Below are 25974 nucleotides of genomic sequence, written 5' to 3' on the forward strand. Positions count from 1 at the left end.
ACGCCGCGAGCGCCCGCGCACCGCGTCGCGCCCGGCCGACGCGATGCGTCAGCGCGAAGGGCGAGAGTCAGCCGTCAGTGTGAGCCGTTCGGCGACGTCCCACAGTTCGCGCTCCCGGCGCGGGTCGTAGGACTCCCGGGACGACGCCGCCACCCGATCGCGGTCGACGTACGAGCCGGTCGGTGCCGGGGTCGTGCCGAGCACGAGGTCGGCGAGGTACCGGCCGGCCGCGCGGCAGCCCGTCGCGAACGGCGTGAGGGCCACCGCCCGCATGAGGTACCGCACCGCGAACCGCGAGACGAGGTCGGCGTTGCGGGTGAGGCCGGTGCCGGGGACGAAGCCCGGATTGTAGGCGATGACGTCGATCCCGTCCGGCAGGCGGCGCGCGTATTCGTGCACCAGGTAGATGGCGGCCAGCTTGCTCGTGGAGTACGCAGTGCGTCCGGCGGCAGCCCGGTCCGGCTCGGGGAACGCTCCGGTGCGGGCGAGGATCTCCGGCGAGCGCCAGGACGGGCCGGGCACCATGCCCATGTTGTGCCGGAAGTCGCCGAAGTGGGTGTCGCTGACCGTGATGACGATCCGGGCGGGACGGGCGAAGCGGTCTTCGAGCAGGCGGACGAACACGTGGTTGGCCAGCACGTTGATCGTGAAGGTGGACTCGAGGCCGTCCGGCCCCTCGGTGAGGTCGTCGGTGTACTGCATGCCCGCGTTGCCCGCGAAGGCGCGCAGCGGCGGCAGGTCGCCGCGGGCGAGCCGGTCCCGGATCTCGGTCGCCGCCGAGCGGACGCCGTCCAGCGAACCGAGGTCCGCCGCCACATGCGAGACGCGCCCGTCCGCGGCGAACCCCGTGGCGGACGATCCGCGGGCGACGACCACGAGGTGCGCGTCCGGGGAACGGCGCAGGATGTTCTCGGCGGCGACACGGCCGATCCCGCGCGTCGCTCCCGTCATCACGATCGTGTGCTGCAAGGAGGCTCCCAATGGCGTCGGCTGATGTCACCACGTTCACCGACGCCGATGCCGCCTGCCAGTGCCGCGCGCGTCCCTGGGACCGGCAGTACCCAGGCTGCGGCGGCGCCCGTCCACGAGAATGGGCCCATGCCCGCTCCCGGTTCCGACTTCGGCGGCCTCGTGCGCGCCTGGCGTGATCGCCTCTCCCCCGCCGACGCCGGGTTCCCCGTGACGCCCGGCCGCCGGGCCCCGGGGCTGCGCCGCGAGGAACTCGCCCAGCTCGCCGGACTCTCGGTCGACTACGTCCTGCGCCTGGAGCAGGGACGGGCGCGGAATCCGTCGCCCCAGGTCGTCGGCGCCCTCGCCCGTGCCCTGCAACTCTCCCGCGCCGAACGCGACCGGCTGCACGTCAGCGCCGGGCTCCTACCGCCACAGGACGGCACGGTCGGCACCCACGTGCCCCCGGGCGTCCAGCGGCTCGTCGCGCGCCTCGGCGACTTCCCGATCGGCGTGTTCGCCGCCGACTGGACGCTGGTGTGGTGGAACGCCACGTGGGCCGCGCTGACCGGCGATCCCGCCCTCGTCCCGGCCGCCGAACGCAACCTCGCGCGCGCCCTGTTCGGACGGGGCCTCGCGCATGCCGCCGTGGCGCGCGTCCGGTCCGAGCGCGGCCAGGACGCCTTCGAGGCGTCGATCGTCGCCGACCTCAAGGACGCGGTATCCCGCTATCCGGCGGACGCCCGGCTGGAGCGGCTCGTGCGCGAACTGCGGGACGCGTCCGGCGAGTTCGCCGCCCGCTGGAGCGAGCCCTCGGCCCCCGCCCGGCACACCACGGACCGCAAGACGATCCGGCACCCGGAGGTCGGCGACATCGCGCTCGACTGCGACGTCCTCGTAGTCCCGGGCGCCGACCTGCGCGTGGTCACCTACACCGCGGCGGTGGGGAGCCCCGACGAGAGCAAGCTGGCCCTACTCCGCGTCACCGGCCCGGCCCCGCCGCCGTCCCGCTCGCCGTCACCGGGGCTCACCCCAGGTCGAGCGCACCCCGCTTGATCTCCTCCAGGAACGTGCCCCACTCCGCCTTCGAGAACCCCAGCACCGGCCCGAACGGATCCTTCGAGTCCCGCGCCACGATCCCCGGCACCGCCCCCGCGACCTCCACGCACTGGGTCGGATCGCCGCCGCTGTAACTGCTGGTACGCCACTGACTCTGCTGGCTCATAGCTCGGACGCTACCTGTTCGATCAACCTCCGAGAGTGGAGTTCCGACAAGGCCACCTCTTGGAGGCGTTCGAAAGTACTCGAGTGCAGATCGACGTCTGCAGGCTCGTCCACGTACCAACTCCGGGTGAGGCTGTCGATCGCCACGACCTCGAGCAGGCTGTCGGGCCCGACGCTGAGGATGGTGAAGGCTCCGTCCACACCGGCGTGCGCACCTGCCCCGAAAGGCAGGATGCGCAGTTCGACGTGGGGGCGGGCACTCAGCGAGATCAGTTTGTCGCACTGCCGACGCATGGCGTCCGGGCCGCCCATCAGCTGCCGGAGGGCCGCCTCGCCCAGCACCACCGAGATCTTCGGTGGACGGTCCTGTTCATGCAGACGCTGACGCTGCATGCGGAAACCGACCGCGATCTCGATGTCCCGAGGTGTGCGGGTCGCCGTTCCCGACGCCGCGATGACCGCTCGAGCGTACTCGTCCGTCTGGAGGAGACCGGTCACCAACAGCGGGTCGAAGATCCGGATGTGCGACGAGTCCGCCTCGAGAGAGACGTGATCGATGACGCCCACCTCGAAACGCTCCTCGAAGTCGTTCCACCAGCCGTTCTGGCGGCCCTGCGCCGCAAGCGAAAGGAGACGTGCGCGAACGACCTCGTCCGCGATGTCGTACATGTCCAGGATGTGTTTTAGGTCGCGGGGTCGAATGGCGCGGTGGCCATTCTCGTAGGCGCTGAGCGATGCTTGCGACCGGTCGCAGAGCCGCCCGGCCGCCCGCTGGGTCAGGCCCAGATCCTCGCGGAACTTCTTGAGAGCGTCGCCGACCATCCTCCGCCGGTACGTCTCCCGGTCATCACGTCTCATACCCCGAAGGTGTCACGCTGCGCGCTTGATCGGCTCGCATTTGTGAATGACGAATATATTCGTTCTTGCACGCATCGAAGTTCTCAGCGTGATCACCAACGAATAGTTCTCATCCGACTCAAGTGTGTTGATGAGGTGACGGAGCGCGATCAATCTTGCGGGTGACATCACGAGGAGGAATCACGATGACACCCTCAAGGCCGGGCGAGCTGGAGCTTCTCGCCGTCCTGACGCTTCCCGGCGTGGCCCGCTCGGTCCGCTACGCCCGGTGCTTCCTGCGGGACACGCTCGTCCCGAACCACATCTCCCCCACCGGCGAGCTGCTGGACGACATGGTGCTGGTGGTGGACGAGTTCGCGGGCAACGGCATCCGGCACACCGCGTCGGGCCGGGGCGGGAAAATCCACATCGCGCTGTGGGCCGGGCGCGGCGTGCTGCGGGCCGAGGTGACCGACGAGGGCGCGGACGGGAAACGGCCGGTGCTGCGGGACGCCGCAGACGGTGAGAGCGGCCGGGGCCTGCACATCGTGGACGCGCTCGCGTCGCGCTGGGGGCATCGCCCCGACGGCCACGGCACGGTCGTCTGGGCCGAGTTCAGGACTTGACGCTCGCACGGATCAGATCGCTGCCGCTCCGGTCTCGGCCAGGAATTCCGTCATGACCTCGGCAAGTCGTTCCGGCTGGTCTTCGGGGACGAGGGTGGACGAGTCGGCCATCTCGACCAGCCGCCCCTGCGGGTACAGCTCGGCCAGCCGGGGGCCGTGCTCGCGCGGCATCAGCTGGTCCTCGGCGGCCCAGACCACCAGCACCGGACGGTCGAAATCGCGCAGCCGCTCGCTGTAGGCCAGCAGCGTCCGGCGATCGGGCGCGCCCGTGGCGAACTTCGCGAAGTCGCGACGGACGGCCTTGTCCCGGGTCGCCGGGGCGGCCCACTCGTCCATGATCTCTTTCGGGATGCCGCGGCGGCTCATCCCCCCGTACCCGCGACCGGTGCGGTTGCTCAGCACCATCGCCCACAGCGCCAGCCGCGCGCCTCCGGGGATCTTGCAGAGGGGGACCATCGCCTTGGCCGCGCCGGGCGGGAAGTTGTCGAAAGCCTCGCAGGCGACCAGCACCAGCCGCCCGATCCGCTCGGCGCGGCCCTCGGAGATCAGGAACTGGCCGCCGCCCCAGTCGTTGAGGACGAGGGTCACGTCGTCCAGGCCGAGCCGCTCGATGAACTCGCCCAGCAGCAGCGCCATGCCGGTCTGCGAGAGGTCCGCGTCCGGGCGCATCGGGCGGCGGTGCCCGCCCATCGGCAGCGTGGGCAGGACGCACCGGTAGCCGGACAGCAGAGGCACCACCTTGCGCCACTGCTTCCCGTTCATCGGCAGCCCGTGCCCGAACACCAGCACCGGGCCGTCCCCACCGGTGTCCTGATACTCGATCGGACCGGCGGAAAGTTCGATCTCCGGCATCGCCGCCTCCTCTAGATAGATCGTTCTAATGTACGCTAGCCCGTGAACGCCGACGGGGCAACGGCCCCGTGGCAGGAGGGACGCGACGATGGCCGGACAGCCCGACACGCGGAACAGGATCCGGGAGGCGGCCGGGACCCTGTTCCGCCGGAACGGCTACCCCGGAACCGGCCTCAAGGCCATCGCGGCCGCCTCGGAGGCCCCGTTCGGGTCGATCTACCATTTCTTCCCCGGCGGGAAGGAACAGCTCGCGGAGGAGACGATCCGCACGTCGGGGCCCGAGTACATGCGGATGGTCCTGGCCCTGCTGGACAGCGTGGACGACCCGGTGGAGGCCGTCGGGAACGCCTTCGAGGTCGCCGCCGCGAACCTGGCGGCCACCGACTACGCCGACGCGTGCCCGATCGCCACGATCGCCTTGGAGGTGGCGAGCACCAACGAGGTGCTGCGGGTGGCCACGGCGGAGGTGTTCGACGAGTGGATCGCCGGGGGCACCGAGTGGTTCGCCCGCCGGGTGCCCGACCGGGCACGGGCGCGGACCCTGGCCTACTCGATGATCATGATTTTGGAGGGCGCGTTCGTCCTCGCCCGCGCGGCCCGCGACCCCGAGCCGGTCCACGAGGCCGGACGATCGATGGCCGAACTGACGCGCGCGGCGCTCAACCGGGCGGGCTGACATACGACGAACCGTCGCGAGCACGGGCGGGCCGCCGAAGCCGGGACCGCCCCTCGCCCGGCCCATCGGCCTCTACCTGGGACCCGGACGTGTCAGCCGGACGGGAACCTCGCCGTGAGGTGGGCCGTCAGCTGCGCGGGAGCGTCCTCCTGGAGGAGGTGACCGGCTCCCTCGATCCAGTGGAGTTCGGCATGCGGGATCTTCTCGTGCAGCCATTCGGCGTACTTCGGGGGCAGGATGCGGTCCTCGCGGCCCCAGACAATGCGCACCGGCAGCGACATCCCGCCCAGCAGGTGCTCGTAGCCGGCCGTGTCGGCCTGCCTGATCTGGCTGTACTGACGGTAGAACGCGGCCTGCCCCTCGGCGCCGCGCCACGGGTCCAGGAAGGCGTCGATGATCTCGGGCCGGAGGCCGACGTGCGTCGCGTGGCGCAGGTGGCTCGCCACCAGCGCCTCGTGGGCGTAGCCGGGAAGCCGCTCGAAGACCTCCCGGCGTTCCAGGAAGAGCCGGAAGAGCCCGCGCTCCCACTCCCCGCCGCTCACCGCGTCGAAAAGGGTGAGGTCGGCGTAGTCGGCCCCTTCCAGGAGCAGGGTCCGCAGCGCGACGGCGCCGCCGATGTCGTGGGCGACGACGCTCGGGCGGTCCAGGCCCCAGTGGTCCAGGAGCCGCCGGAAGCGACCGGCGTGCGCCGCGAGGCCGAGGTCCTGGCCTTCCCGCTTGTCGGACCGGCCGAAGCCGAGATGGTCGAAGACGTAGACCTTCCGGGTCGCCGCGAGCGCGGGGGCGATGTCCCGCCACAGGAAGGACGAGTACGGGGTGCCGTGCACGAGCACGATCGGGTCACCGCCGCCCATGCTCGTCCACCGCACGACGCCCTCGGGCGTCTCGAACTCCTCACCCAGCGTCCAGTCCACGAAGCCTCCCGCCGATCGGATACGACACCCGATCGCCTCCCCGTGAACGCGGCCGATATGCACCGCCGTCCCACGCGAGGCGTAGGTCTCAGTGCCGCGTCGTCCAGTTGCGGGTGATCTCGTCGGCGGCGTCGCGGACGAGCGTGCGGTAGCGGTCGACGGCCTCGGGAGTGAAGCGGTGGCGGGGGCCGCAGACGCTGATCGCGCCGTGCACGGCGCCGTCCGGTCCGAACAGCGGGGCGGCGACCGAACCGGCGTCGGCCTGGCGCTCGCCGAGGGACACCGCGACGCCCTCCCGGACGGCCTCGGCGAGCCGGTCGCGCAGGACCGCCTCGTCGGTGACCGTCCGGTCGGTGAGGACGGCGAGCGGACGGGCCAGGATCGTCTCCCGGCGGTCCTCGGGCAGGTACGCGAGGATCACCCGGCTGGACGAGCCCGCGTGCAGCGGGAACCGGCGCCCGATCTCGACCGTCATCTTGACCTCGTGCGGGCTCTCGAACTGGTCGAGGTAGACCCGCTCGTCACCGACGAGGCCGGACAGCGTCGTCGTTTCGCCCGTCTCGTCCCGCAGCCTGCGCAGGGCGGGCGCGGCGGCGTTGCGGATGTTGAAGCGGCGCAGCGCGCTCACGCCCAGCGCGACGGCGGCGGGCCCGAGCCGGTACCGGGCGGTGCCGGGGTCGGTCTCCAGCATCTCCCGCGACACCAGCGACTGCAGGATGCGGTGCACCACGGCCTTGGAGATGCCGAGCTCCCGGCTGATCGCGCTGACGCCGAGGTACTCCGGCCCGCCGGCGAACAGCAGCAGCACGTCCGCGACGCGTCCGGCCACCTCGGTGCCGCCGGCGGGCGGTGCGACGGTCTCGTTGGTCACCCCGAGATCCTAGGGAATCTCATCGCCCGCGCGGGACGTACCGGCCGGCGGGGTCCCCGACGACCTTCCCGCCCGTGTAGACGCGGTTGCCCCGGACGAACGTGTCGGTGACCTTCGCGGTCATCGGGAAGCCCTCGAACGGCGTGTACTCCTGCGTGGACTCGGAGTCGGCGGCGCGGACCGTCCACGAGACGTCCGGGTCGACCAGGGCGATGTCGGCGTCGTAGCCCTCGGCGATCGCGCCCTTGTTCACCAGGCCGTAGCGGCGGGCCGGGTTCCACGAGGTCAGGCGGGCGACCTGCTGAAGGGAGAGGCCCCGCTTGGTTCCCTCGCCGACCAGGCCGGGCAGCAGGTACTCGGCGCCGCCGAACCCGGACTTGGCGAGGAAGATGTCGTCCCGGTCGGCGCCGAACTTCATCTCGTCGCGGCAGCAGGCGTGGTCGCTGACCACCCAGTCGACCTCGCCCGCCAGGACGTGCCGCCAGAGGGCCTCGACGTCGTCGCGCTCGCGCAGCGGCGGGTTGACCTTGCCGCCGAGGCCGTGCGCGGTGTCGACGTCGGCGAGCAGGTGCCCGATGGTGACCTCGCGGCGGAAGTCGACGTGCGGGAACGCGGCCTTCATGGTGAGCGCGGCCGACAGCGCCTTCTCCGAGGAGAGGTGCAGCAGGTTGATGTTCGGCAGGCCCGTCTCGTGCGCGAGGTAGGACGCGATGGTGACGGCGAGGCCCTCCGAGTGCGGCGGGCGGGACGCGCTGTAGGCGCGCAGGCCGGTGAGGGAGCCGTCCTGCTCGACGAGCCTGGTGTAGGCCGTCATGATCTCGGCGGTCTCGCAGTGCAGCGAGAGGGAGATGTGGTCGGCGTAGTCGGACAGCTGCTCGCGGGCCCTCTGGATCCCGCGCATGACGAACTCGAAGTGCGCGATGTCGTAGCGCTCGTCCGGGGGCGTCATGAGGAAGTCGCTCTGGCTCGTGGAGCGGCCGTGCAGCCCGTGGCTGCCGTAGAACATGAAGATCTTGAACGAGGTGACGCCGTGCTCCTCGACGAGGTAGGGGATCTCGTCGATGTGCTGCGCCATCATCGGCGCCAGGTGGAACGCGTAGTCGACGTAGGCGTTGCCCTGCGACGCCGACAGCACCTCCGGGAAGAACTCCCGGTAGGGGCCGCCCTTGTTGAGGTAGTACTGGCCGGTCCGCATGTAGGTCAGGGACGTCGTGACGCCGCCCTGCGCGCTCGCGCGGCTCTCGGTGCGGGTGTCGGTGGCCAGCTCGTTGTAGATGCCCCAGTGCTGGTGGGCGTCCACCACGCCGGGGAAGGCCAGCAGGCCGCCGCCGTCGACCACCGTGGCGGCGTCGTCGTCCGGCAGGTCCGGGGCGAGCCTGACGATCTTGCCGTCGTTGACGGCGATGTCGAGGGGCTCGGGCTCGGCGGCGTCGGCGGCGTCGGGACGGACCACCCGCACGTTCTTGATCAGCAGTTCGGTCGTGGCCATCTCATTCTCCTTCGGTGTGCGGGGTGGGAGCGGTGCGCCCGCGCGCGGCGGCGCCCGCCGCCAGGTACGCGAGCCCGAACGCGGGCAGCAGGCCGTTGCCGGGCAGGTAGCCGGCGGCGCCGTGGCCGGAGATCCCGGCGGCCGCGCCGCCCGCGGCGTACAGGCCCGGGATCGGGGTGCCGTCCGGGCGGACGACCGCCGCGTCCTCGTTCACGATCAGGCCGCCCTGGGTGTGGAACAGGGCGGGGACGACGCGGACGGCGGCGTACGGGGGCTCGAGGGGGCGCTCCCAGTTCGTGCGGCCGTGCGCGTCGGGGGTCTCGCCGCGCGCGACGGCGGCCGTGCGGGCGATCTCGTCGGTGAGGGCCCGCGCGGGCAGGCCGGTGGCCTCGGCGAGGCCCGCGGCGTCGCCGGCCCACACCAGGACGCCCGACTCGACGGTGTCGCGGAAGTCCTGGAACGCGCTGCACTGGTCGTGGACGGTCTTGTCGAGGACGATCCAGCCGGTGGCGTCCGGGCGGGCGGCGATCTCGGCGGCGTACTCGGAGTAGCCGCGGGTCTCGTTGCCGAACCGGCGTCCGCCGGTGTCGACGATGAACCCGCCGTGGATGATCGTCGCCCAGCCGACGAGGGTGCCCGCGCCGGGCGCGACGGCCCCGTGGCCCTGGTAGGCGTCCAGGTAGCCGGTGGCCGCGCCGAGCCCGCCGCCGATCCGCAGCGCGTCCCCGCGCGAGTGCTCGCCGCCGTGGTAGAGCGCGCCCGCGATCTCCGGGAGGTGCCGCTCGACCAGGTCGCGGTCGGCGCCGTAGCCGTTGGTGGCCAGCAGCACCGCGCGGGTCGGGATCTCCTCGCGCGTCCCGTCCGGGTACTGGACGACCGCCGCGCGCACCGCGCCGTCCGGGCCGGTCGCGACGTCGGCGAGCCGGGCGGGGACGAGCAGGTCGATGTTCGGGTGCGCGCGGACGCGGCGGGCCAGGTGGTCGATCACGCTGGAGCCGTGCCGTCCGGGGACCGAGTGGCAGCGGTGGACGGCGTGGCCCGGGTAGTTGAAGTCGGTGACCAGCGACAGCGGCAGCTCGGCGGAGTCGGCGAGCCACTCGACGAGCGGCGCGCTGACCTCGGCGAGCGTGCGGGCGAGCCGCGCGTCGGCCGTCCCGCCGGTCTTGGCGTCGATGTCGGCGACGAACCGGTCCGGGGAGTCGTCGACACCGGCGTCCCGCTGCCAGCGGGAACCGGCGCCGGGGAACATCGCGGTCGACATCGAGGTGTTGTTGCCGCGCCGGAAGTGCTCGTCGGCCTCGATCACGAGGACGTCGAGGCCGAGTTCGGCGGCGCGCAGGGCCCCGGCGAGCCCGCCGCCCGCGCCCGCGACGACCAGGTCGGGTCCGTCGGTCATGCGTCCTCCTCGTGGAGGGACGCCCCCACATATCCCCCGGCAAGAACTGCGCTCATGCCCTCGCTACGCAAGCTCCGCTCCGTCATGACGCACTCCTCGTGGGGGACGACCCCCCACACCCCCCGGCAAGAACTGCGCTCATGCCCTCGCTACGCAAGCTCCGCTCCGTCATGACGCACTCCTCGTGGGGGACGACCCCCCACACCCCCCGGCAAGAACTGCGCTCATGCCCTCGCTACGCAAGCTCCGCTCCGTCATGACGCACTCCCTCCGGACATCGCGGCGTCCGCTTCGGCGCGGGCGGCGAGGAGGCGCAGGGCGAGGGCCGTCGGGTCGACGACGGCGGCGGCCAGGGCGGCGTCCTCGACGTCCACGGCGGAGCAGCCGTTGATCACCGCGGTGGCCCCGGCCCTCGCCAGGACGGCGACGGCGTCGCCGAGCGCGGCGTTCCAGGCGGCCGTGTCGGCGATCGCGTCGAACGGCAGCGCGAGGATCGCGATGCCGGCGAGGTTCCCGGCGAGGCCGTAGGCCCGCAGGCGCCGGTCCAGTTCCGCGCCGATCGCCTCGTTCCGCACCACCGCACCGAATCGGATATTCAACGCAGAGAGGTGCATACTACTCAGCTTGAGGAGCCCGTTCACCGGCACGCCCGCCGGGGCCGGGGCCGGGCCGTCGGGGACGGCCGGGTCGAGCACGCAGTCGGGGAACGCCAGGTCGAACCCTTCCCCGGCCTCCGCGATGGCGCTCGCCACCGCCTTCTCGGACGCCCGCACGGACGCCTCGTCCTCCAGGGACGGGGGCGCGGCGGAGCCGACGTCGCGCAGCTCGACCGTCAGGCCGGGCGGGGCCAGCCGGTCGTAGCGGGCCTGCCGCCGCCGGACCTCGTCCGGCGGCAGGTGGATCGGCGTCACCGCGAGGGCGCGCATCGGCTCATCTCCTTATTCCTCGGTGCCGTTCCGCGCGCCGGCGAGTCCGCGCAGGGGCGCGCCGGCGTGCGGCAGGGTCGGCAGGTCGCGGGCGAACCCGGCGGCCCGGTCGATCAGCGCGGACCCGCCGGGCAGCCACCGGTGCAGCAGCCGCACGACGTCGCGCTCGTCCAGGGGGTGGTGGTCGGCGTCACCGACCGGGTTCGGCGCCTCGCGGGTGAGCGTCGCGCCGTCGTCCAGCTCGACGGTGACGCGGGCGGGGCGCTCGTCCGGCAGCCGCGCGGTCAGGTCGGCGGCGGCGGTCACGCGGACGCGCCGGGCGAGCCCGCGCAGGTCCGGGTCGTCGAGGCGGCCGGGGCCGGACGCGGCCGGGCCGACCTCGCCGTCGAGCAGGGCGGCGGCCACGGCGAACGGGGTGGAGAACATCGCCGCCAGCCGGGAGTCCCACTCGGCCGACGCCAGGCCCGCGCCGAGCGCGTGGGTCTCCACCAGGACCGCCGTGATCCGCGCCGGGTCGAGGTGGCCGCGCAGGTCGAGAGCGGCGTCGGCGGCCGGATGGGTGAACGAGCAGGACGCGTGCCGCTTGAAGTAGCCGCGCGCCACGTCCCAGCGCTCGCCGAGGCCGCCGGTCAGCTCGGCGGCGTCCAGCTCGCCGAGCAGGGCGCCGAGCGACAGCGCGGCCGTGCCGGTGTTGCGGGCGACCCCGGCCGCCGCCATCCGCGCCGCCGCCAGGCCCGAGACGTTCGACGCGCCCATCCACGCGTTGCGGACGGGGTTCCCGTCGGTCGCGGACGCGAAGTGCCCGGCCACCGGGAGGCCCGCGCCCGCGTCGATCGCGGCGGCGGTCGCGGCGGCGTCCAGGCCGAGCAGCCGCGCGCACCCGGCCGCGGCGCCCGCGACGCCCCAGTTGCCGTGGGGGTGGGCGCCCTCGCGGAGCCGGGCGGCGCGGCCGAACCGGGCGGCGACCTCGTAGGCGGCCAGCAGCGCCGCGGCGGTGTCGGCGCCCGTGGCGTCGCGCTCGGCGGCCAGCGCCAGGACGGCCGGGAAGCCGTGCGCCGCCGGGTGGCCCTTCGCGTACTTGTTGCCCTCGTCCAGCTCGAGCGAGACCAGCGCGTTCGCGTTCAGCCAGGCGGCGGCGTCCACCGCGACCGACCGGCCGCCGCCGATCAGCGGCGCCGGCCCGTCCGGGGCGTTCCAGGCGGCCCGCAGCGCCCGCTGCTCGTCGAGCGCGGCGCCCAGCGCCGTCACCCCGAGGGTGTCGAGCAGGACGAGCGACAGCCGCTCCAGCACCGGACCCGGCACGTCCGCGACGTCGAGCCCGGCGGCCCACTCCCCCAGCCGCGCGGTGGCCTCCCGCGCGCGGGCCTTCAGCTCCTCGTTCGTCAAAGCCCCAGGTACGCCTTCCTCACCTCGGCGGAACCGGCCAGCTCGGCACCGGTCCCGTGCAGGACGGTCGCGCCGCTCTCCATCACGTACGCGCGGTCGGCGATGCCGAGCGCCTGCTTGGCGTTCTGCTCCACCAGCAGGACCGCGACGCCGGTGTCGCGGATGCGCTTGACCGCGTCGAGCATCGTCCACGTCAGCTTCGGCGCCAGGCCGGTGGACGGCTCGTCCAGCATCAGCAGCCGGGGCCGGGCCATCAGCGCGCGGGCGATCGCGAGCATCTGCTGCTGCCCGCCGCTGAAGGTCTGCGCCACCTGGTGGCGGCGCTCGGCCAGGATCGGGAACAGCTCGAACACCTCGCGCATCGACTCCGCGGCCTCCTCCGAGGTGCGGGTCCACGCGCCCATCCGGAGGTTCTCCTCGACGGTGAGGGTGCCGAACAGGGCGCGGTCCTCGGGGACGTGCACGAGGCCGGCCCGGACGAGCTCGTCCGGGCGGCGCCCGAGGGTGGAGGCCCCGTCGAACGTGATCGTCCCGGAGCCGGGCCGGAGCTGGCCGCAGACGGCCCGCAGGGTGGTGGTCTTGCCCGCGCCGTTCGCGCCGACGAGCGCGACGATCTCGCCCTCGTCCAGGTGCAGGTCGACGTCGTGCAGGATCTGCATGCGGCCGTAGCCGCAGCAGACCCGCTCAAGCTTCAGCATCGCCGGGCTCCTCCCCGAGGTAGGCCTCGATCACGCGGGGGTCGGAGGTGACCTCCTCGGCGGAGCCGGCGGCCAGCACCGTGCCCTGGTCGAGGACCAGAACGCGGTCCGACAGCCGCATCACCGCCGCCATGATGTGCTCGATGAACAGCAGGGTCGTGCCGTCCTGCTCGCGCAGGTCCGCCAGGAGATCCAGGACGGGTTCGCGCTCGGACGGCACGAGCCCCGCGAGGACCTCGTCCAGCAGCAGGACGCGGGGCTTCATCGCGAGGGCGCGGGCGAGTTCGAGGCGCTTGAGCCCGGCGGTGGGCAGCTCGGTCGCGGGGCGGTACGCCCAGTCGCCGAGCCCGACCCGTTCGACGATCTCCATGGACGCGTCGCGGAGGCGGCGGGCCGGGAGGCGCTCGTGCTGGGCGGCCAGGGCCACGTTCTCCTGGACGGTCATGCTCGCGAAGGGCCGCATGAGCTGGAACGTCCGGACCATGCCCGCGCGGGCGATGCGGTGCGGCTTCGCGCCGGTGATGTCCCTGCCGCCGAACGTGACGCTGCCGGTGTCGGGCGCGAGGTCGCCGCACACGACGTTGAACAGGGTGGTCTTGCCCGCGCCGTTCGGGCCGATGATCCCGAGGATCTCGCCCTGGTCGACGCGGAAGTCCACGTCCGACAGGGCGCGCAGGCCGCGGAACCCCTTACCGACGCCGGTCACTTCGAGGATGCTCATCGTCTCCTCCACCTCGACTGCAGCGTGCCGACGATCCCCTTGGGCAGCAGCCGGACGATCAGGATCAGCAAGATCGCGTACAGCGCGACGTCGAGGCCGCTGCGGCCCTGCAGGAAGCTCAGGAACTCCGGCGGGGTGCGCAGGAGCGTCGCGGTGACGTCCGACAGCGAGCCGACGATCACCGCGCCGACGACCGGGCCCCAGATCGTCCCGATGCCGCCGATCACCACGGTCGCGATCGCCTGGACCGACACCGACGAGCCGAACGCCAGCTCCGGGTTCACGAACAGGTAGTACTGCGTGTAGAACGCCCCGGCGACCGCGGTGATCGCGGCGGACAGCCCGACGGTGATCAGCTTGTACCGCATCACCGGGGTGCCGAGGGACGCGGCGGCCGTCTCGTCGTCGCGGATCGCGGTGACGTACCGTCCGGTCCGCGAGTGCAGGAACAGGATGCTGGCCAGGGCGGCGAGCCCGGCGAGGGCGAGCGCGACCCAGAAGTAGGCGGGCGAGTCGGCCGGGAACTGGATCTTCCACAGCGACGAGCCCTCGATCAGCGGGACCGTGAACCCGACCGCCTTGTTCGTGAACTCGGTCGTGGTGACGATCAGCCGCAGCATCTCGGCGAACGCGAACGTCGCGAGCGCGAAGTAGGCGCCCTGCAGCTTGTACCGGAACGCGAAGTACCCGATGACCACGGCGGCGAGCGCCGCGACGGCCATCCCGGCGAGCATCCCGATCCACGGCGACACGCCGTGGTTCACCAGCAGGTAGGCGCTGGTGTAGGCACCGAGGCCGAAGAACGCGGCGTGCCCGAAGCTGAACATCCCGCCGAAGCCGCTCATGGTGTTCCAGCCGATCGCCATGATCGCGAAGATCAGGATGCGGACGGCGACGGCGCCCTGCGCGGACGGCAGCAGCAGCGGCAGCGGGATCGCGACCAGCAGCAGCACCCCCAGAATGATCAGCTGCCGGTTCTGCGGCCGCAGCGGCGGCGCCTTGGCGGACCGGGAGGCGGTCGCGTCGCGCCCGCCGGTGATCGTGATGCCGGTCATGCGCGCCTCCCGAACAGGCCCTGGGGCCGCAGGAACAGCACGATCAGGAAGACGACGAACACGCCGAGCAGCGAGCTCTGGCCATCCATGTAGATCGTGGTGAGCTGCTCGACGAGCCCGATGAGCAGGCCGCCGACGAGCGCGCCCGCCACGTTGCCCATCCCGCCGAGGACGACCACCACGAACGCGGTGATGTTGAACTGCTCGCCGAGCGTCGGCGTCACGGTCACCAGCGGCGCGGCCAGGACGGCGGCGGCGCCGGCGCAGGCCGTGCCGATCGCGAACGTGAGGGTGTGGACCCGCCGGACGTTCACGCCGACGAGCTCGGCGCCCTGCCCGTTCGCGGCGACCGCGCGGATCGCCGTCCCGAACCGGGTGCGGCGCAGCAGCCAGAACAGCACGGCGCCGATGAGCAGCGCGCCGAGGAAGGCGTACAGCCGGCCGCCGGCGACGACCGCGCCGAACAGCGAGAACTGGAAGTCGCCGGGCAGCGAGACGTTCTTGGGCTCGGCGCCGAAGAACATCAGCAGCCCGTTCTCCAGCAGCAGCGACAGCCCGAGGGTGATCAGCAGCTGGTTCTCCAGCGACGCGCCGCCCGTCCCGGACAGCAGCCCGCGGTGCACGGCGGCGCCGATGAGGAACAGCGCCGGCACCGCCACCAGCAGCGTGAGATAGGGGTGGAGGCCGGTGCCCTGGACGACGCCGAACGCGATGAACATCGCGATGGCCAGCAGGGCGCCGTGCGCGAAGTTGACGATGTCGAGCACGCCGAAGATCAGCGTGAGGCCCATCGCGATGAGCCCGTACAGCCCGCCCATCAGCAGGCCGGTGACCACCGACTGCCAGACGACCAGGCCGCTTCCCGACTTGAGCAGCGCGACCGCGATCGCGATCACCGCCAGGCCGCCGACGACGCCCGCGCGCCGCAGCAGGGCGCCGGTGCCGTCCGGCGCGGCCAGGAGCCGCCGGGCCGGGGACGATTCGGGGGTTGCGGGGTCCAGCGTCGCCGCCCCGCCGTTCTTGGTATCGCTCATGACCGCCACGTCACCGAGTAGTTGGGCTCGGCCTCGGCCTTATCCTCCGGATAGACCTGCACGACCTTGCCGTCCTGTACCTGCATGAGAACCGGGAGGGCGTTCTCGTTGTCTCCGTTGGGGGCGAAGGAGATCGGGCCGGAGCCGACCGTCAGGGGCTCGACCTCGGCGCCCGCGATGCCGTCGCGGACCTCCAGCGGGTCGGTGCTGCCCGCGCGTTCCACGCCCGCCGCGATCGTCTGCACCGCGTCGTAGGCGAGGACCGCGCCCGTGCGCATGGGGGCGCCGTAGCGCCGCTGGTACTCGGCGCGCAGCTCCCGCGTCTGCGGGTCCTGGGCGTCGAAGTGGTAGTTGGTGCTGAAGTACCGCTCACCGAGGGCACCGGTGTCGGCGACGAACTTGGGCTGGTCGAACGCGCCGTTGGAGACGCCCCAGACGGCGTTCAGGCCGGGCTTGACCGCGTTGATCGCCTTCGCGGCGAGCAGCCCGTCGCGGTAGTACCCGGCGATCGCCAGGACGTCCGCGCCGGACGCCTTGACCTGCGTGATCTGCGCGGTGAGGTCGGAGACGGTCGCCGCGTCATAGCTGATCACCGGATCGACCTTGATCCCGAGGTCGCCCGCGGCCGCGGCGAACGCCTCGGCGGCGCCGCTGCCGAAGTCGCTCTGCTCGTGCAGGAACGCGACCTGCTTCACCGGCTCGCCGGCCTCCTCCGAAACCGCCTTCAGGTACTTCGCGGCGGCGGCGGAGATGACCTCGCTGCCGGGCTGTACGCGGAACGAGTAGTCGTACCCGTGCGCGAAGATCTCGTCCGACGCGGTGACGTCCATGACGAACGGCACCTCGTTGCGTTCCGTGACGACCGCGACGTTCGTGCTGACGGCGCTCTGGTAGGTGCCGACGATCCCGACCGCCCCCTCGGAGATCAGCCGCTGGGCCTCGCTCTGGCCGACCTCGGCCTTGCCCTGCGTGTCCCCGGTGACCAGTTCGACCTTCCGGCCGCCGAGGGCCTTGATGCCCCCGGCGGCGTTGATCGCCTCCACCGCCATCCGCGCGCCGCGCCGCATCTGCTGGCCGTCCACCGCGAGGCCGCCGCTGACCGGATGCAGTGCGCCGATCTTGACGGGCCCCGTGTCGCGTCCGCCGGCCGCGCCGGCGGCGCCGGAGGGCGCCGAGCCGCCGCAGCCCGCGGCGGCCAGCAGGACCGCGCAGGCGCCGAGCCCGGCGACGAGCTTTCGAGCCGACATTCACCTCTCCCGCCCAACGTGTCCGGCGCGGTCGCTCCATGGTTCGATCTTGTGTTCCGCTTGGAGAAACGCCGGACAACCGATGCGCCATCGTGGCACCCGTCACGTCACCGGGTCAATATCTAGGTGAAACTTGACTGAACTCGATGACCGGTGCCAACTTGTGGGCATCGGCACCGCACAGCAATCCGGATCCACATCGACTATCGTTCCTCCAAGCGAAACACACGTGAAACTTTCTGAGCGAAGGCGGCAACCATGACCGACGCCCTGTCCGGAGTCCGCGTGCTCGACGCGGCCACGCTCTTCGCCGGGCCGCTCGCGGCGACGCTGCTCGCCGACTTCGGGGCTGAGGTCGTCAAGATCGAGCACCCGAAGGGCGACCCGGTGCGCAGCCACGGCGCGCAGCGCGACGGCGTCGGACTGTGGTGGAAGATGCTCGGCCGCAACAAGAAGGCCGTCACGCTCTACCTCGGCTCCCCCGAGGGGCAGGAGCTGTTCCGCCGGCTGGCCGCCGACGCGGATGTGGTGATCGAGAACTTCCGGCCCGGGACGCTGGAGCGGTGGGGGCTCGGCTACGACGAGCTCAAAAAGATCAACCCCGGGCTCGTGCTGGCCCGCGTGACCGGGTTCGGGCAGACCGGCCCGTACTCGCGGCGCCCCGGGTTCGGGACGCTCGCCGAGGCGATGAGCGGGTTCGCCGCCATCACCGGTGAGCCGGACGGGCCCCCGACGCTGCCGCCGTTCGGCCTCGCCGACGGGATCGCCGCCCTGACCACAGCGTATGCGGTGATGGCGGCGCTGCGGGCGCGCGACGCGAGCGGCGCGGGCCAGGTGATCGACCTGGCCATCATCGAGCCGATCCTCACCCTCCTCGGCCCGCAGATCATCACCTACGACCAGCTCGGCGAGCTGCAGGCCCGCACCGGCAACCGGTCGCACAACAACGCGCCGCGCAACACCTACCGCACCCGCGACGGCGGCTGGGTCGCGATCTCCACCAGCGCCCAGTCGATCGCCGAGCGGGTCATGCGCCTGGTCGGCCGGCCCGAGTTCATCGACGAGCCCTGGTTCGCGACCGGCGCGGAGCGCGCGAAGCACGCGGACGAGCTGGACGAGGCCGTCGGCTCGTGGATCGCCGAGCGCGACCGAGACGAGGTCGTCCGGGCGTTCGAGGAGGCCGAGGCCGCCGTCGCCCCGATCTACACCGCCGCCGACGTGATGACCGACCCCCAGTTCGACGCGCTCGGCAGCATCGCGACCGTCCCCGACGACGAGCTCGGCCCGGTGAAGATGCAGAACGTCCTGTTCCGGATGTCGCGGACCCCGGGCCGGATCGAGACGGCCGGGCCGCCGCTCGGCGCCCACACCGCCGAGATCCTCGGCCGGTACGGGGTCGGCGAGGCCGAGCTGGCCGAGCTGCGCGGCAAGGGCGTGATCCGGTGACGCCCCGCACGTGGCTGTACGTGCCCGGCGACCGGCCCGACCGCATCGCCAAGGCCCTCGGCTCGGCCGCCGACACGGTGATCCTCGACCTCGAGGACGCCGTGGCGCCCGCCGCCAAGGCGGACGCGCGCCGCACCGTCACCGGCGTCCTCGCCGAGGGCCGTCCGGCGCACGTGCGGATCAACGCGCCCGCGACCCCCGACGGCGACGCGGACGTCCGGGCCCTCGCCGCGTCCCCCGGCGCGCTCGCCGGCGTCCGGATCCCCAAGTGCGAGGACCCCGACGAGCTGCGCCGCGTCGCCGACGCCCTCGGCGCGCCCGTCCTGCCGGTGGTCGAGTCGGCCCTCGGCGTCGAGCGCGCGTTCGCCCTCGCCACCGCGCACCCGCTGGTGGCGGGGATCTCGCTCGGCGAGGCCGACCTGGCGGCCGACCTGCGCGCCGGCGGCGACGCCCTCGCCTGGCCGCGCTCGCGGATCGTCGTGGCCGCCCGCGCCGCCGGGCTGCCCAGCCCGCCGCAGAGCGTCTGGACGGCCGTCCGCGACCTGGACGGGCTCGCCGCCGACACCCGCGCCGGGCAGCGCGCCGGGTTCTTCGGCCGGTCGGTGATCCACCCCGCCCAGATCCCCGTCGTGCACGACGCGTGCGCCCCGGACCCGTCCGACGTCGCCTGGGCGCGCGGCCTGATGGACCGCCTGGCCGAGCAGCACGGCGACGCCGCCTGGATCGACGCGGACGGCCGGTTCGTCGACAAGGCGGTCGTCGAACGCGCCGCCGCGATCCTGGACGCCGCGGCGGCCGCCGCCGGAACCGCCCCCAAGGAAGGAACCCGCCCATGACCTCCCCCGACCCGCTGCTCGCCGCGGTCGCCGGCGGCGTCCGGCTCATCGAGCTGGGCCAGCCGTTCTTCACCGGCATGCCGTGCTCGCCGAACCACCCCGGCTTCCGCATGACGCTGATCCGGCGGCACGGCGACATGATGCGCCCGGACGGCGGCTCGGCCGCCAACGAGATCATCGTGACCGGCGGCCACGTCGGCACCCACATCGACGCCCTGTCGCACGTCAGCCACGACGGCGCGCTGCACGGCGGCGTCGACGCGGCCGAGGCGCAGCGCGGCGGCGCGTTCACCAGCCACGGCGCCGAGAACCTGCCCGGCCTGCTGCGCCGCGGCGTGCTCCTGGACGTCGCCGCCGTGCACGGCGTCGACGTCCTGCCGCCCGGCTACGGCGTGACCGCCGAGGACCTCGACCTCGCCGCGAAGCGGGCGGGCGCCGGACCCGGCGCGGGCGACGTCGCGCTGATCCGCACCGGCTGGGCCCGCAACTTCGGCGACACCACCGCCTACCTGGGCAAGGAGACCGGCGTGCCCGGCGCGACGCCCGAGGCGGCCCGCTGGCTGGCCGAGCGCGGGATCGTCGCGACCGGCGCCGACACCACCGCCTACGAGCAGATCCCCGAGGGCGCGGGCCACGCGGTCCTGCCCGTCCACCGCATCCTGCTCGTCGAGTCGGGGATCTTCATCATGGAGCACCTGAACCTGGAGGCCGTCGCCGCCGAGGGACGGCACGAGTTCGTGTTCGTGCTGGCCCCGCTGCGGATCAAGGGCGGCACCGGGTCCCCGGTGCGGCCGCTCGCGGCCGTCTCCCAGGGGGCGGCGTGACGACCACGCAGACCGAGCCGACGGCCGTCCAGCGGCTCGCCGCCCTCGCCGACCGTGCGGGCACCGAGGGCCTGCCCTCCGAACTGCGCGACGACGCCGCCCGCCGCGTCCTGGACGCGCTCGGCAACAGCCTCGCCGCCACCGGGGAGCCGCCCGCCCGCGCCGTGGGGGCGCTCGTCGCCGAGTGGGGCGGCGCGGGCCGGGCCACCGGGATCGGCACCGCCGCCCGGCTGCCCGAACCGAACGCCGCCCTGCTCAACGGCACCCTCGCGCACTCCCTCGACTTCGACGACACGCACCTGCCGTCGGTACTGCACCCGTCGGCGTCCGTCGTGCCCGCCGCGCTCGCCGCCGCCGAGGCGCACGGCGCGTCCGGGGCACGGCTGCTGGACGCGGTCGCCGTCGGCATCGAGATCACCGTCCGGATCGGCATGGCCGGGTACGACCGCGCCCTCGGCAACTCGGTGTTCTTCGAGCGCGGGCAGCACGCCACCGCGATCTGCGGCGCCGTCGGCGCCGCCGCCTCCGCCGCGATGCTGTCCGGCCTGGACGCCGCCGGAATCGCCGACGCGATGGGCATCGCCTCCAGCATGGGCTCGGGGATCCTGGAGGCCAACCGCACCGGCGGCACCGTCAAGCGGGTCCACTGCGGCTGGGCCGCGCACGCCGCCGTCACCGCCGCCGGGCTCGCCCGCGCCGGGCTCACCGGCCCGCCGACCGTCCTGGAGGGACGGTTCGGGCTGCTGCAGGCGTTCTGCGGCGACCAGGCCGACCTCGACGCGCTCACCGACCGGCTCGGCGAGCACTGGGAACTGCCGGGGATCTTCTTCAAGCCCTACCCGTGCAACCACTTCACCCACGCGGGCGTCGACGCCGCGCTGCGGCTGCGCGCCGCCGGGCTCGACCCGTCCGACGTCGACGGGATCGAACTGGGCGCCCCCACCCCGGTGCTCCGCACGATCGGCGAACCCCACGAGGACAAGATCCGTCCCAAGTCCGGCTACCACGCGGCGTTCTCCGGCCCGTACACGGTCGCGGCGGCGCTGCTCGGCGGCGGCGGGCTCGGCGTCTTCCACGAGGACTTCACCGACGAGGCCGCCGCCGACCCGGCCCGGCTCGCGCTCGCCGCGAAGGTCCGCTGCGTCCCCGACCCGCGCTGCGACGAGATCTTCCCCCACCAGTTCCCCGCCGTGCTGCGCGTCCGCACCCGCGGCGGCGCCGTCCTGGAGGAGCGCGTCGACGCCAACCGCGGCGGCCCCGGCAACCCGCTGTCGGCCGACGAACTGGCGACGAAGTTCCGGCTGAACGCCTCCCGCGGCGTCCCCGCCGAGCGGGCCGACCGCATCACCGGCCTCGTCTACGGGCTCGCCGACCTGGACGACCTCACCCCGCTGACGTCGCTGCTGGCGTGACCGGGACCGCCGTGACCTGAACCGCCCGCGCGACCGGGCGGACGGCGTCCACGCCCTCCGCCGGGAGCCGCGCGGCGGTCCACCCGGACCGGTCGGCCGCGTAGAACGACGCGCCGTCCGGTCCGGCCCGGCCGTCCGGAACCGGACGCATCCCGAGCCGCTCGGCGACCCGCATCGACACGGCGCTGTCCGGGTCGATCTCGGCGGCGACCCGGCGCAGGCCCACCACGCCGAACGCGTAGTCCAGCACCGCGCGGGACGCCTCGGCGGCCAGTCCCTCGCCCCACGACTCCGGCTCCAAGCTGTAGACGATCTCCACGCCCGCGCCCGGACCGTCCCGGCCGGTCAGCCCGGCGACACCGACCAGCGGGTCGCCCACGAGGGGCTCACCGGCCGCGGGTGCGCCCACCACGGGTGCGCCCACCACGGGCCGCAGCGTCCACAGCCCGTACCCGAGCGACGCGAAGTCCCGGCGGCTCGCCGCGATGATCTCGGTGACCTGCACGGCCGACACCGCGGCGTCGCCGAACAGGTGGCGGCGGACCGGCGGCCGCGTCCAGTGCGCCAGCAGCGGCCGGTGGTCGCGCATGCTGACCGGGCGCAGCGCGAGCCGCTCGGTGCGCAGCAGCTCACGCATCGCCGTCCCCGTCCGGCCACTCCGGCGCGGGCTCCCCCTCGGGCACCCCGACCCGGAACACCCGCAGCTGCATCGCCAGCGCCGTGTAGTACCCCACGAGCGTGACCAGCTCGACCACCGCGGCACGGCCGAGCGTCGCGACCGCCTCGGCGTACACCGCGTCCCCGAGGTCCTGCTCGGCGGCCAGCTGCCGCACCGCCTCGTACACCACCCGCTCGCGGACGTCGCCGAACATCGGCGCGCGGCCCGCCCGCAGGGCGTCCATCTCCTCCTGCTCCAGGCCGGCGCGCAGCCCGATCCGCTCGTGCGCGTACCACTCGAAGTCCGAGCGCGCATGCGCCGCGACGACCAGCGTCGCGATCTCCCGCTCCCGCCGGGTGAACCCGGTCCGGAACCGCAGCGCGGCGCCGAGGTCCTGCAGCGGAAGCCCGACGGAAGGGCTGTACAGCATCGCGTTGAACGGGCCGAGCAGCCGCCCGTCCGCGTCGGTCATGCGGAACGCGGGCGCCCGGCCGGACCGCGGCCCGCCCGTCACCGCCTCGTACACCGCCCGCTGCTCGTCGGCGAGCGCGCCGGGCGACAGCAGGGGGAGCCGCGACGCGAACGGTTCGCGGCGCAGATGGTCGTCAACGTGCTCACCGCTCACGGGGTCGATCACTTACGGAACGGTAGGCGGTCGGCGCGGACCGCTCAAGACCCGTCCGGAATATGAAACCGTACCTCCGTCCGGGCCCTCGGCAGGCCCGGCGATCACGTCCGGAACCCGCGCGCTGGCAGGATGGGCGGGTGACCGGCATCTACGACGACCCCTGGGCCTACGAGCTGGCCTGCTCGTTCCGCGACGTGCCCCCGGAGGTGTCGGTCCTGCTGGCCTGGTGCGCCCGGCACCGCGGCCCGCTCCCGGACGGCACGGACGCCGCGCCCGTCCGGACCGTCCTGGAGCTGGCGGCCGGGCCCGCCGAGCACGCCCGCGAGTTCGCCCGCCGCGGCCGCACCGCCACCGCCCTGGACCTGAACGCCGCGATGTGCGCGTACGCGGCGGAGTCCGCCGCGCGGGACGGGGTCGAACTCGAGGTCGTCCGGGACGACATGACGGCGTTCGACCTCGGACGCAGGTTCGACCTCGTCGTCACCATGCTCGACTCCACCTCGCACCTGATGACGCTCGACGCGTTCGTCGCGCACCTGCGGTGCGTCGCGGCCCACCTGGCGCCCGGCGGCCTGTACGTCGTCGAGATGTCGCACCCCCGGGACCGGCTCGGCGACGACGAGCCGAGCGTCGGCACGGCCTGGACGGTCGAACGCGGCGGGGTCCGCGCGTCCGTCCGGTGGGGCGAGCCCGGCGACCGGCTCGACCCCGTCACCCAGATCGCCGACGACCGCGTCACGATGACGATCACCGAGGGGGACGCGGCCCGCACCGTCCGCGACGTCGTCCCCTACCGGTTCTGGACGGCCGGGGAACTGGACGCCGCGATCCGCCTGGCGGGCGGCCTGACGGCCGTCGCCCGGTACGGCGACTTCGGGGACGTCGCGATCGACGCCCCCGAAGCCTGGCGCATGATCACCGTCCTGCGGCCGTCCTAGCCGAGTCTCACCCCGCCGGGGCCCAGCCGGGCATCGGGTACCCGGCGAGCATCTCGCGGATCTGCCCCGCGACCCGCTCGAGGACGGTGCCGTCGTCCTTCGCCACGGCCCGCACGACCTCGTCGATCCACGCCGCGACCTGCGGCATCCGCTCCTCGGTCAGCCCCCGGGTGGTGATCGCGGCGGTGCCGAGCCGCAGCCCCGACGGGTCGAACGGCTTGCGCGGGTCGAACGGGACGGCGTTGTGGTTCAGCTCGATGCCCGCCAGGTCGAGGGCCTTCGCGGCGGGCTTGCCCGCGACGCCCTTGTTCGTCAGGTCGATCAGGATCAGATGGTTGTCGGTGCCGCCCGACACCAGGTCGTAGCCGCGCTCGGCCAGCGCCGCCGCGAGCGCCTTCGCGTTCGCGACGACCTGCCGGGCGTACCCGGCGAAGCCGGGCTGCGCGGCCTCCCGCAGCGCGACCGCGATCGCCGCCGTCGTGTGGTTGTGCGGGCCGCCCTGCAGGCCGGGGAAGACCGCCTTGTCGATCGCCTTCGCGTGCTCGGCCGTCGACATGACCATCGCGCCGCGCGGGCCCCGCAGCGTCTTGTGCGTGGTCGTGGAGATCACGTCCGCGTGCCCGGCGGGCGACGGGTGCGCGCCGCCCGCGATCAGCCCCGCGATGTGCGCGACGTCCGCCGCGAGCACCGCGCCGGTCTCCCGGGCGATCTCGGCGAACGCCGGGAAGTCGATCGTCCGGGGCACGGCGGTCCCGCCGCACCAGATCAGCTTCGGGCGCTCCTTCAGCGCGAGGTCGCGCACCTGGTCCATGTCGACGCGGCCGGTGTCGGCGCGCACCTCGTACCTGACGGGCCGGAACCACTTCCCGGTGGCCGATACCGACCAGCCGTGCGTCAGGTGGCCGCCCATCGGCAGCGACAGGCCCATCACCGTGTCGCCCGGCTCCAGGAACGCCATGTACACCGCGAGGTTCGCGGGCGACCCGGAGTACGGCTGGACGTTCGCGTGCTCGACCCCGAACAGGGACTTGGCCCGCTCGATCGCCACTTCCTCCAGCGGATCGACGTTCTGCTGGCCCTCGTAGTAACGGCGGCCCGCGTAGCCCTCGGAGTACTTGTTCGTCAGGACGCTCCCGGTCGCCTCCAGGACGGCGGGCGACACGTAGTTCTCGGACGCGATCAGCCGGATCTTCTCGAACTGGCGGCGCGCCTCGTCCTCGACGAGCCGCGCGATGTCCGGGTCGCCGGAGCGCAGGTGGGGAACGGCCGGTTCGTGCATGTCGGTCTCCGCACTGTCGACCGGGGCGGGGCGCCCCGGTGAAGGGGGCCCGTACACCCAGGCGCGCGGTGCGCGGACTATGGTCGCTCCCCGGTGGTCGACTCCACCTTGACTGCGCCAGTCGCTTGGTCGCCATCATACAGATCGGCCCGGGACGGAGCGGCGCGATGCGAGGCGGCCCGCCGGCGCGGGACCGACACCACCGCGAGCCCGCCGAGCAGCAGCACCGTCCCGGCGACCACCGGCGGCGGCATGGGCTCTCCCAGGAGCGCCACCGCGATCGCGACCGCGACCAGCGGCTCCACGAGGCTCAGCGTCCCGGCGGTCGCGGCGCCGACCCGCCCGAGCCCCGTCACGAAGCACATGTAGGCCACCGCGGTGGCCGCGATGCCGAGCCAGCCGACCAGCGCCAGCCCGCGTGGTACGGCGAGCGCCGGCAGGGCGGCGACCGTCCAGGGCAGCAGCACCGCCCCGCCCGCCACCAGGGTCACCGACACCGCCGCCGCCATTCCGCCGCCGCGCCCGGTCATGCGCTTGGCCGCGACCGTGTAGACGCCGAAGCAGCACCCGGCGACCAGGCCCAACGCCACGCCCGCGGGGTCCACGCGGACATCGCCGTCCGGCACCGCGAGCAGCGCGACGCCGCCCACCGCGCACGCCGTCCCGGCCCACCACCGCGGCGCGGGACGGATCCCGGACGCCACCCGCTCGCACACGCCCGTCGACACCGGCACCACACCGAACACCACCGCCGTCGCGACGGCCGCGCCGGTGCGGTCGACCGCGCTGAAGAACGCGGCCTGGAACGTTCCGGTGGCCGCGGCGGCGGCCAGCAGCGGACGCCACGCGTCCCGCAGGCCCGCGAAGGACCCGCGGTCCATCGCCAGGGCGGCGACCGCCAGGATCACCCCGCCGAACAGGATCCGCGCTCCCCCGACCGCGACCGGGCTCGCGGGGACCGCCGCCATCACCTGCGCGGGCCCCACCGTTCCCCACAGGACGCCCGCGGCGAGCACCAGCGGCGTCCCGGATCTCTCTTTCCACCGGTACATG

27 protein-coding genes are annotated in these 25974 nt (G+C 73.6%); 8 read left to right on the forward strand and 19 right to left on the reverse strand.

The window, feature by feature from the left end; genetic code table 11:
* Positions 1 to 48 precede the first annotated feature (48 nt).
* Positions 49 to 969 carry an SDR family NAD(P)-dependent oxidoreductase gene (locus F7P10_RS01290; RefSeq protein WP_151007682.1) on the reverse strand — a complete coding sequence of 307 codons (921 nt, stop codon included), beginning with the start codon at positions 967 to 969 and terminating at the stop codon, positions 49 to 51.
* Positions 970 to 1098: 129 nt separating this feature from the next.
* Here F7P10_RS01290 and F7P10_RS01295 point away from each other — a divergent pair, with 129 nt between their 5' ends.
* Positions 1099 to 2004, forward strand: a complete 906-nt coding sequence (locus F7P10_RS01295; protein ID WP_151007683.1) for a helix-turn-helix transcriptional regulator — start codon at positions 1099 to 1101, stop codon at positions 2002 to 2004.
* Here F7P10_RS01295 and F7P10_RS01300 read toward each other — a convergent pair.
* Together F7P10_RS01300 and F7P10_RS01305 are read right to left on the reverse strand one after the other, a co-directional pair.
* On the reverse strand, positions 1976 to 2173 hold the full coding sequence (locus F7P10_RS01300) for a DUF397 domain-containing protein (protein WP_151007684.1): 198 nt from the start codon (positions 2171 to 2173) through the stop codon (positions 1976 to 1978). The two genes, F7P10_RS01295 and F7P10_RS01300, sit on opposite strands and share 29 nt — an antisense overlap.
* Positions 2170 to 2994, reverse strand: coding sequence for a helix-turn-helix transcriptional regulator (locus tag F7P10_RS01305; protein ID WP_176611262.1), 825 nt, complete (start codon positions 2992 to 2994; stop codon positions 2170 to 2172). Before F7P10_RS01305 ends, F7P10_RS01300 begins: the two co-directional genes overlap by 4 nt.
* 221 nt (positions 2995 to 3215) lie before the next feature.
* Between F7P10_RS01305 and F7P10_RS01310 the strand changes: the two genes are divergently transcribed.
* On the forward strand, positions 3216 to 3635 hold the full coding sequence (locus F7P10_RS01310; RefSeq protein ID WP_151007686.1) for an ATP-binding protein: 420 nt from the start codon (positions 3216 to 3218) through the stop codon (positions 3633 to 3635).
* Positions 3636 to 3647: 12 nt separating this feature from the next.
* On the opposite strand, the gene F7P10_RS01315 is transcribed toward F7P10_RS01310, so the two are convergent.
* Positions 3648 to 4487: an alpha/beta fold hydrolase gene (locus F7P10_RS01315; protein ID WP_151007687.1), complete on the reverse strand. Its 840-nt coding sequence runs from the start codon at positions 4485 to 4487 to the stop codon at positions 3648 to 3650.
* Between the two features lie 88 nt (positions 4488 to 4575).
* Between F7P10_RS01315 and F7P10_RS01320 the strand changes: the two genes are divergently transcribed.
* Complete coding sequence (locus tag F7P10_RS01320; protein WP_151007688.1) at positions 4576 to 5163, forward strand: TetR/AcrR family transcriptional regulator; 588 nt, start codon at positions 4576 to 4578, stop codon at positions 5161 to 5163.
* A 92-nt stretch (positions 5164 to 5255) separates the two neighbouring features.
* Here F7P10_RS01320 and F7P10_RS01325 read toward each other — a convergent pair whose 3' ends face one another.
* The 11 genes from F7P10_RS01325 to F7P10_RS01375 all read right to left on the reverse strand — a co-directional run bounded on the left by F7P10_RS01325 (position 5256) and on the right by F7P10_RS01375 (position 16900).
* A complete protein-coding gene (locus F7P10_RS01325) occupies positions 5256 to 6077 on the reverse strand; it encodes an alpha/beta fold hydrolase (RefSeq protein WP_151007689.1) in 822 nt (273 codons plus the stop codon).
* Between the two features lie 88 nt (positions 6078 to 6165).
* Positions 6166 to 6948, reverse strand: a complete 783-nt coding sequence (locus tag F7P10_RS01330; RefSeq protein ID WP_218040322.1) for an IclR family transcriptional regulator — start codon at positions 6946 to 6948, stop codon at positions 6166 to 6168.
* Positions 6949 to 6967: 19 nt separating this feature from the next.
* On the reverse strand, positions 6968 to 8437 hold the full coding sequence (locus F7P10_RS01335) for a dihydroorotase family protein (RefSeq protein ID WP_151007690.1): 1470 nt from the start codon (positions 8435 to 8437) through the stop codon (positions 6968 to 6970).
* Position 8438: 1 nt separating this feature from the next.
* Entirely contained in the window at positions 8439 to 9833 is a 1395-nt protein-coding gene (locus F7P10_RS01340) for an FAD-binding protein (protein WP_151007691.1), read from the reverse strand.
* 254 nt (positions 9834 to 10087) lie between these two features.
* Positions 10088 to 10759, reverse strand: coding sequence for a hydantoin racemase (locus F7P10_RS01345; protein WP_151007692.1), 672 nt, complete (start codon positions 10757 to 10759; stop codon positions 10088 to 10090).
* A 12-nt stretch (positions 10760 to 10771) separates the two neighbouring features.
* Complete coding sequence (locus F7P10_RS01350) at positions 10772 to 12145, reverse strand: MmgE/PrpD family protein (protein ID WP_218040323.1); 1374 nt, start codon at positions 12143 to 12145, stop codon at positions 10772 to 10774.
* Positions 12142 to 12843, reverse strand: coding sequence for an ABC transporter ATP-binding protein (locus tag F7P10_RS01355; protein WP_151007693.1), 702 nt, complete (start codon positions 12841 to 12843; stop codon positions 12142 to 12144). The genes F7P10_RS01350 and F7P10_RS01355 overlap by 4 nt, the downstream gene beginning before the upstream one ends.
* Complete coding sequence (locus tag F7P10_RS01360) at positions 12830 to 13564, reverse strand: ABC transporter ATP-binding protein (protein ID WP_151007694.1); 735 nt, start codon at positions 13562 to 13564, stop codon at positions 12830 to 12832. Before F7P10_RS01360 ends, F7P10_RS01355 begins: the two co-directional genes overlap by 14 nt.
* Entirely contained in the window at positions 13561 to 14619 is a 1059-nt protein-coding gene (locus F7P10_RS01365) for a branched-chain amino acid ABC transporter permease (RefSeq protein ID WP_151007695.1), read from the reverse strand. The genes F7P10_RS01360 and F7P10_RS01365 overlap by 4 nt, the downstream gene beginning before the upstream one ends.
* On the reverse strand, positions 14616 to 15653 hold the full coding sequence (locus tag F7P10_RS01370) for a branched-chain amino acid ABC transporter permease (protein ID WP_151007696.1): 1038 nt from the start codon (positions 15651 to 15653) through the stop codon (positions 14616 to 14618). Before F7P10_RS01370 ends, F7P10_RS01365 begins: the two co-directional genes overlap by 4 nt.
* Positions 15650 to 16900, reverse strand: a complete 1251-nt coding sequence (locus F7P10_RS01375; RefSeq protein ID WP_151007697.1) for an ABC transporter substrate-binding protein — start codon at positions 16898 to 16900, stop codon at positions 15650 to 15652. The genes F7P10_RS01370 and F7P10_RS01375 overlap by 4 nt, the downstream gene beginning before the upstream one ends.
* 258 nt (positions 16901 to 17158) lie before the next feature.
* Here F7P10_RS01375 and F7P10_RS01380 point away from each other — a divergent pair, with 258 nt between their 5' ends.
* The 4 genes from F7P10_RS01380 to F7P10_RS01395 are packed head-to-tail and all read left to right on the forward strand — an operon-like array spanning position 17159 to position 21418.
* Positions 17159 to 18346, forward strand: coding sequence for a CaiB/BaiF CoA-transferase family protein (locus F7P10_RS01380; RefSeq protein WP_151007698.1), 1188 nt, complete (start codon positions 17159 to 17161; stop codon positions 18344 to 18346).
* Complete coding sequence (locus F7P10_RS01385; RefSeq protein WP_151007699.1) at positions 18343 to 19182, forward strand: CoA ester lyase; 840 nt, start codon at positions 18343 to 18345, stop codon at positions 19180 to 19182. Before F7P10_RS01380 ends, F7P10_RS01385 begins: the two co-directional genes overlap by 4 nt.
* Entirely contained in the window at positions 19179 to 20006 is an 828-nt protein-coding gene (locus F7P10_RS01390; RefSeq protein WP_151007700.1) for a cyclase family protein, read from the forward strand. Before F7P10_RS01385 ends, F7P10_RS01390 begins: the two co-directional genes overlap by 4 nt.
* Positions 20003 to 21418, forward strand: a complete 1416-nt coding sequence (locus F7P10_RS01395; protein ID WP_151007701.1) for an MmgE/PrpD family protein — start codon at positions 20003 to 20005, stop codon at positions 21416 to 21418. The genes F7P10_RS01390 and F7P10_RS01395 overlap by 4 nt, the downstream gene beginning before the upstream one ends.
* Here the strand turns inward: F7P10_RS01395 and F7P10_RS01400 are convergent.
* Entirely contained in the window at positions 21390 to 22055 is a 666-nt protein-coding gene (locus tag F7P10_RS01400; protein WP_151007702.1) for a GNAT family N-acetyltransferase, read from the reverse strand. The two genes, F7P10_RS01395 and F7P10_RS01400, sit on opposite strands and share 29 nt — an antisense overlap.
* Positions 22048 to 22713, reverse strand: coding sequence for a carboxymuconolactone decarboxylase family protein (locus F7P10_RS01405; RefSeq protein ID WP_151007703.1), 666 nt, complete (start codon positions 22711 to 22713; stop codon positions 22048 to 22050). The genes F7P10_RS01400 and F7P10_RS01405 overlap by 8 nt, the downstream gene beginning before the upstream one ends.
* 128 nt (positions 22714 to 22841) lie before the next feature.
* On the opposite strand from F7P10_RS01405, the gene F7P10_RS01410 reads away from it, so the two are divergent.
* A complete protein-coding gene (locus F7P10_RS01410) occupies positions 22842 to 23642 on the forward strand; it encodes a class I SAM-dependent methyltransferase (protein ID WP_151007704.1) in 801 nt (266 codons plus the stop codon).
* Positions 23643 to 23649: 7 nt separating this feature from the next.
* On the opposite strand, the gene glyA is transcribed toward F7P10_RS01410, so the two are convergent.
* Both glyA and F7P10_RS01420 read right to left on the reverse strand, forming a co-directional pair.
* Positions 23650 to 24921, reverse strand: a complete 1272-nt coding sequence (gene glyA, locus F7P10_RS01415; protein ID WP_151007705.1) for a serine hydroxymethyltransferase — start codon at positions 24919 to 24921, stop codon at positions 23650 to 23652.
* 77 nt (positions 24922 to 24998) lie between these two features.
* The gene (locus F7P10_RS01420) at positions 24999 to 25973 is read right to left on the reverse strand and encodes a DMT family transporter (protein ID WP_151007706.1); all 975 of its coding nucleotides are present in this window, start codon (positions 25971 to 25973) and stop codon (positions 24999 to 25001) included.
* Position 25974: the final 1 nt, after the last annotated feature.

The organism is Actinomadura sp. WMMB 499 (assembly GCF_008824145.1).
Classification (GTDB): Bacteria; Actinomycetota; Actinomycetes; order Streptosporangiales; family Streptosporangiaceae; genus Spirillospora.

What these genes read in the sequence shown, in the direction of transcription:
- F7P10_RS01365 (WP_151007695.1), bottom strand. Translation starts at nt 14,619, where the DNA reads ATGACCGGCATCACGATCACCGGCGGGCGCGACGCGACCGCCTCCCGG.
- F7P10_RS01380 (WP_151007698.1), top strand. Translation starts at nt 17,159, where the DNA reads ATGACCGACGCCCTGTCCGGAGTCCGCGTGCTCGACGCGGCCACGCTC.
- F7P10_RS01355 (WP_151007693.1), bottom strand. Translation starts at nt 12,843, where the DNA reads ATGCTGAAGCTTGAGCGGGTCTGCTGCGGCTACGGCCGCATGCAGATC.
- F7P10_RS01390 (WP_151007700.1), top strand. Translation starts at nt 19,179, where the DNA reads ATGACCTCCCCCGACCCGCTGCTCGCCGCGGTCGCCGGCGGCGTCCGG.
- F7P10_RS01300 (WP_151007684.1), bottom strand. Translation starts at nt 2,173, where the DNA reads ATGAGCCAGCAGAGTCAGTGGCGTACCAGCAGTTACAGCGGCGGCGAT.
- F7P10_RS01320 (WP_151007688.1), top strand. Translation starts at nt 4,576, where the DNA reads ATGGCCGGACAGCCCGACACGCGGAACAGGATCCGGGAGGCGGCCGGG.
- F7P10_RS01420 (WP_151007706.1), bottom strand. Translation starts at nt 25,973, where the DNA reads ATGTACCGGTGGAAAGAGAGATCCGGGACGCCGCTGGTGCTCGCCGCG.
- F7P10_RS01335 (WP_151007690.1), bottom strand. Translation starts at nt 8,437, where the DNA reads ATGGCCACGACCGAACTGCTGATCAAGAACGTGCGGGTGGTCCGTCCC.
- F7P10_RS01310 (WP_151007686.1), top strand. Translation starts at nt 3,216, where the DNA reads ATGACACCCTCAAGGCCGGGCGAGCTGGAGCTTCTCGCCGTCCTGACG.
- F7P10_RS01375 (WP_151007697.1), bottom strand. Translation starts at nt 16,900, where the DNA reads ATGTCGGCTCGAAAGCTCGTCGCCGGGCTCGGCGCCTGCGCGGTCCTG.
- F7P10_RS01305 (WP_176611262.1), bottom strand. Translation starts at nt 2,994, where the DNA reads ATGGTCGGCGACGCTCTCAAGAAGTTCCGCGAGGATCTGGGCCTGACC.
- F7P10_RS01295 (WP_151007683.1), top strand. Translation starts at nt 1,099, where the DNA reads ATGCCCGCTCCCGGTTCCGACTTCGGCGGCCTCGTGCGCGCCTGGCGT.
- F7P10_RS01315 (WP_151007687.1), bottom strand. Translation starts at nt 4,487, where the DNA reads ATGCCGGAGATCGAACTTTCCGCCGGTCCGATCGAGTATCAGGACACC.
- F7P10_RS01340 (WP_151007691.1), bottom strand. Translation starts at nt 9,833, where the DNA reads ATGACCGACGGACCCGACCTGGTCGTCGCGGGCGCGGGCGGCGGGCTC.
- F7P10_RS01400 (WP_151007702.1), bottom strand. Translation starts at nt 22,055, where the DNA reads ATGCGTGAGCTGCTGCGCACCGAGCGGCTCGCGCTGCGCCCGGTCAGC.
- F7P10_RS01370 (WP_151007696.1), bottom strand. Translation starts at nt 15,653, where the DNA reads ATGAGCGATACCAAGAACGGCGGGGCGGCGACGCTGGACCCCGCAACC.
- glyA (WP_151007705.1), bottom strand. Translation starts at nt 24,921, where the DNA reads ATGCACGAACCGGCCGTTCCCCACCTGCGCTCCGGCGACCCGGACATC.
- F7P10_RS01345 (WP_151007692.1), bottom strand. Translation starts at nt 10,759, where the DNA reads ATGCGCGCCCTCGCGGTGACGCCGATCCACCTGCCGCCGGACGAGGTC.
- F7P10_RS01360 (WP_151007694.1), bottom strand. Translation starts at nt 13,564, where the DNA reads ATGAGCATCCTCGAAGTGACCGGCGTCGGTAAGGGGTTCCGCGGCCTG.